The 4,497-nt window shown below is 72.3% G+C and carries 5 protein-coding genes; 3 read left to right on the top strand and 2 right to left on the bottom strand.

The features are described 5' to 3' along the window. Positions 1 to 462 (bottom strand): GntR family transcriptional regulator (locus ACWF94_RS34385; RefSeq protein ID WP_453497756.1); only part of this gene is annotated, 462 nt, incomplete at its 3' end. Between ACWF94_RS34385 and ACWF94_RS34380 the strand changes: the two genes are divergently transcribed. Next, positions 461 to 1,375, top strand: coding sequence for a DMT family transporter (locus ACWF94_RS34380; protein WP_453497753.1), 915 nt, complete (start codon positions 461 to 463; stop codon positions 1,373 to 1,375). The genes ACWF94_RS34385 and ACWF94_RS34380 overlap by 2 nt on opposite strands. A gap of 194 nt (positions 1,376 to 1,569) precedes the next feature. Continuing rightward, positions 1,570 to 1,764 (top strand): DUF1918 domain-containing protein, encoded by a 195-nt coding sequence (locus ACWF94_RS34375; protein WP_453497750.1) that lies wholly within the window; start codon positions 1,570 to 1,572, stop codon positions 1,762 to 1,764. 251 nt (positions 1,765 to 2,015) lie between these two features. On the opposite strand, the gene ACWF94_RS34370 is transcribed toward ACWF94_RS34375, so the two are convergent. Then, complete coding sequence (locus ACWF94_RS34370) at positions 2,016 to 3,266, bottom strand: glycoside hydrolase family 10 protein (RefSeq protein ID WP_453497748.1); 1,251 nt, start codon at positions 3,264 to 3,266, stop codon at positions 2,016 to 2,018. Between the two features lie 216 nt (positions 3,267 to 3,482). On the opposite strand from ACWF94_RS34370, the gene ACWF94_RS34365 reads away from it, so the two are divergent. Next, a complete protein-coding gene (locus tag ACWF94_RS34365; protein WP_453497745.1) occupies positions 3,483 to 4,343 on the top strand; it encodes a 3-hydroxybutyryl-CoA dehydrogenase in 861 nt (286 codons plus the stop codon). Positions 4,344 to 4,497 lie beyond the last annotated feature (154 nt).

The raw sequence follows: 4,497 nt of genomic DNA, 5'->3' as shown, positions 1-4,497 counted from the left end.
GTCGGACGGCGGCCGTCCCCAGGCGCCGGGCCGGCGCCCGGCGCGGGCGAGCGCGGCGGCCATCGCCCGCTCCGGCTGGAGCGTGTGGTGCAGATAGCCGCCGTTGAACTCGATCACGCCCGGCGGTGGCGCGGCGAGTGTGACAAGGACCCCGGAGGCGTCGACGGTTCGCGGCACCTGCTCGGCGGAGACATCAGCGCTGAGGGCGACCTCCTGCCAGGAGGTGTCGCCGGGGGCGGCGGGCCGGTGGCGGACCGGGGCGCGGAAGGCCCCCGCGCCGGGGCGGGTGACGACGAGGCCCTCGGCGGTGAGCCGGGCGAGGGCGCGGGAGACGGTCACCGGGGACACCCGGTACCGCTCGACCAGCGCACGGCTCGACGGCAGCTTTCCACCAGGTGAGTAGCGGTCAAGCTCCCCCTTCAGCGAATTGGCCAGCTCAGCCACACTGCTACGCTCATGCATGACAGCACAGGATAGCGCTACTCGCACCACCGCGATAGCGGTGAGCACCCCACCCGCGGTCGGCCGGGGCACCCTGTTCGCCGCGCTGGGGGTCGTCGCCTTCTCGCTCACCTTTCCGTCCACGGCCTGGGGACTCGAGTCCTTCGGGCCCTGGTCGCTGGTCTCCCTGCGGACCGTGCTGGCGGCCCTCGTCGCGGGCGGCTTTCTGCTGGCCCTGCGGGTGCGGCTGCCCGAGCGCCGCCACTGGGGGCCGCTCGCGGTCGTCTGCGGTGGTGTGGTCGTGGGGTTCCCGCTGCTGACCACGCTGGCGCTCCAGACCTCCACCACCTCCCACGCCGCCGTGGTGGTGGGGCTGCTGCCCCTGACCACCGCCGCCTTCGCTGCCCTGCGCACCGGCCGCCGTCCCTCCCGGGCCTTCTGGGCGGCGGCGGTGGCCGGAGCCGCCGTGGTGATCACCTTCACGGTGGCGGAGAGCGGCGGCCGGCTCCAGTCCGGCGATCTCTGTCTCCTCGGCGCGCTGATCGTCTGCGCCGCCGGTTACACCGAGGGCGGGCGCCTCGCACAGCACATGCCCGGCTGGCAGGTGGTGGGCTGGGCGCTGGTCCTGTGTCTGCCGCTCGCCGCGGTGGGAGCGGCGGTGGCCCTGCCGCTGGAGCCGGTCCGGCTGACGGGACAGGGCGTGGCCGGGCTGGTCTGGGTCGCCATCGCCTCGACCTTCCTCGGCCTGTACCTCTGGTACCGGGGGATGGCCGCGATCGGTGTCGCCAAGGCGAGCCAGCTCCAGCTCGCCCAGCCGCTGCTGACGCTGGTGTGGTCCGTCACCCTCCTGGGCGAACGGCTCTCCCCGGCGGCGCCGGTGGCCGCGATCGCGGTCCTGATCTGTATCGCGCTCACCCAGCGGGCCCGCGCCTGAGCCCTGGGCGGCGCGGTTGATCCCAGCCCCCTCCGTGGAGCCCCACCGGACAACCCGGGCGCGCGAATCCAGCCCGTCCGGCGTTTGAGGACGGAACCCGAGAGACAGAGTGCCGCGCCGGGGTGCAGGGCGGCGGCGCGGTCGTAGACTCGGAAACACGGACCGACCACCCCCTTTCCAGGAGGTCACTCCCGATGCATGCGAGCGTGGGCGACACCTTGCTGGTGCACGGCAGGACCGTGGGTCAGCACGACCGGATCGCCGAAGTCGTCGAAGTGCTGGGGCAGCAGGGCTCCCCTCCGTACCGTGTCCGCTTCCGGGACGACGGGCACGAGTGCCTGATGTCCCCGGGACCGGACACCGTCGTCAGGCCGCACGAACCGGCCTGATCACCGCCCGACACCGAGTGCCGGCCGGGGGGCGGCCCTGAGCCCCCGCGGCCGGATGAGGCATGACCGGCCCCGGACGAACCCGTACCCGCAGGGGCCCCGGACCAGTGGACCCGGACCGGTCGGCAGGCATCGGCCGGGTCCGACCCGGCCCGCAGTCCGACCCGGCCCGGCCCGCAGCCCGGTCCGGCCCAGTGCGGATCAGCTCCGGCCAGGCCCGCTCCGGACCGCTCAGCTCGGCTCCGCCCCGGTCAGCGTCGCGGTGGCCGCGCCCTGGCCCGGTAGTGGTCGGCCACCACCCGGGCCATCGCCCCGTTCCGGTCCGCCGTGACCTCCTTGGCGGAGAAGAAGCAGTGGCCGCGCACCTCGGCGTGATCCCGTGCCAGCGTGAGATGGCGTGACAGCTCTGCCGGGTCCTGCCAGGCGGCGGGCTGGGCAGGGTCGCCCGCCTTGTAGAGGGCCTCACCGATGTAGAGGTCGACGTCCGTGTCCCGGACCAGACCGCTCCACCAGGGCAGCAGCTTGGCGTAGTCGGCGGCGGCGAAGCCGATGTTCCAGTAGACCTGCGGCACCACATGGTCGATCCACCCCTCCCGCACCCACTTCCGGGTGTCGGCGTGCAGATCGTCGTACGTCTGCACACCCGCCCGCGTGTCCGAGCCGCGCGGATCGGTGGCGGCGTTGCGCCAGACGGCGAAGGGGCTGATACCGAACCGGACACCGTCCCGGACCTTCCCGATCCGCTCCGACATCTCCGCCACCAGCCGGTCGATGTTGTCCCGCCGCCAGGCGGCCTTGTCGGGGAAGTCCGCGCCGTAGCGGGCGTAGGTGGCGTCGTCGTCGAAGACCTGGCCCGCGACCGGATAGGGGTAGAAGTAGTCGTCGAAGTGGACGGCGTCGATGTCGTAGCGCCGAACGGCGTCGAGCATCGCGTCCTGGACGAAGGCGCGGACCTCCGGGATGCCGGGGTTGTAGTACAGCTTCCCGCCGTACGGCAGGACCCACTCCGGATTCAGCCGCGCCGGGTGGTTCGCGACCAGCCGGGACGGGTCGGTGTGGACCGCGACCCGGTAGGGATTGAACCAGGCGTGCAGTTCGAGGCCGCGCGCATGAGCCTCGCGCACGGCGGTGCCGAGCGGGTCCCAGCCGGGGTCGGCGCCCTGGGTGCCGGTCAGATACTGCGACCAGGGTTCGTACGGGGAGGGCCAGAACGCGTCCGCGGCCGGTCTGACCTGGAAGACGACCGTGTTCAGCCGGCGGGCGACGGCGGTGTCGAGGTGGGCGAGGAGTTCCGTACGCTGCTGCCCGGCCGTGAGGCCCGCCCGGGAGGGCCAGTCGCGGTGGGTGACGGTCGCCAGCCACATCCCCCGGAACTCCCGGCGCGCGGCACGCCGCCGCTCCGGCGCCCTGGACTGCCCGGCCGCCGCGTCACCCGCCGTCGTCATCGCGGCCAGCGCTCCCGCCGCCGTCACCACAAACCCTCTTCTGCTGATACGCCCCATGTGTCCGTCCGAGTCCTTCCGCTCCGTCGCCGTGGTCGATCGCCGTTCCGGTCGCCGTTCCGGTCGCGTTCCGGTCGCCGTATCCGCACAGCATGCCCGCCCCTGGCCACCGTCCACACCCGCGCCCGGAGTAACGTCGGAGGGTCGAGGCGGGCACCGCACCCTTACGGAGGCACGCCGAACCGGATCAGCGAAAGGCACGAGGTGACGGACTCAATGGCCGACATTGCACGCGTCGGAGTGGTGGGCTGTGGCCAGATGGGCGCGGGCATCGCGGAGGTGTGCGCCCGCAGCGGCCTGGCGGTGCGGGTCGCGGAGACCACGGGCGAGGCCCTGGAGATCGGCCGCACCCGGCTGCACAACTCCCTGACGAAGGCCGCCGAACGGGGGAAGATCACCGAGGAGGAGCGGGACTCCGCGCTGGAGCGGCTCAGCTTCACCACCGATCTGGGGGAGTTCGCCGACCGCGATCTCGTCATCGAGGCCGTCGTGGAGAACGAGCAGGTCAAGACCGAGATCTTCCAGGTGCTCGACCAGGTGGTCACCCGCCCCGACGCGATCCTCGCCTCCAACACCTCGTCCATCCCGCTGGTGAAGCTGGCGGTCGCGACCTCGCGGCCCGACCAGGTGATCGGCATTCACTTCTTCAATCCGGCCCCGGTGCAGAAGCTCGTGGAGCTGATCCCGGCGCTCACCACGTCCGAGGAGACGATCAAACGCTCCGAGGCCGTGGTGCAGCAGCTGCTGGGCAAGCACGCCATCCGCGCCCAGGACCGCTCGGGCTTTGTGGTGAACGCGCTGCTCATCCCGTATCTGCTCTCCGCGATCCGGATGTTCGAGTCGGGCATCGCCAGCCGTGAGGACATCGACAACGGCATGGAGCTGGGCTGTGCCCATCCGATGGGCCCGCTGAAGCTCTCCGATCTGATCGGCCTGGACACCGTCGCCTCGGTGGCTGATTCGATGTACGCCGAGTTCAAGGAGCCGCTGTACGCCGCTCCCCCGCTGCTCCAGCGCATGGTGGACGCGGGGCGCCTCGGCCGGAAGTCGGGCTCCGGTTTCTACCCGTACTCCTGACTCCCCCGTACGAAGACGCCCCGTGACGGTGCGCCGGGTGGTGTGCCCGGTAAAACTGGGACCAGGGCTGGGACCAAGGCCGGGGCTAGGGCTGGGGCCGAGGCCGGCCCTGGCCCGGTGCCGTTACGGCTGGCCCTGGCCCAGCCTCAGATGG

It is taken from the genome of Streptomyces sp. NPDC055078 (assembly GCF_053607985.1).
This window is presented reverse-complemented; position numbering and strand designations above follow the sequence as displayed.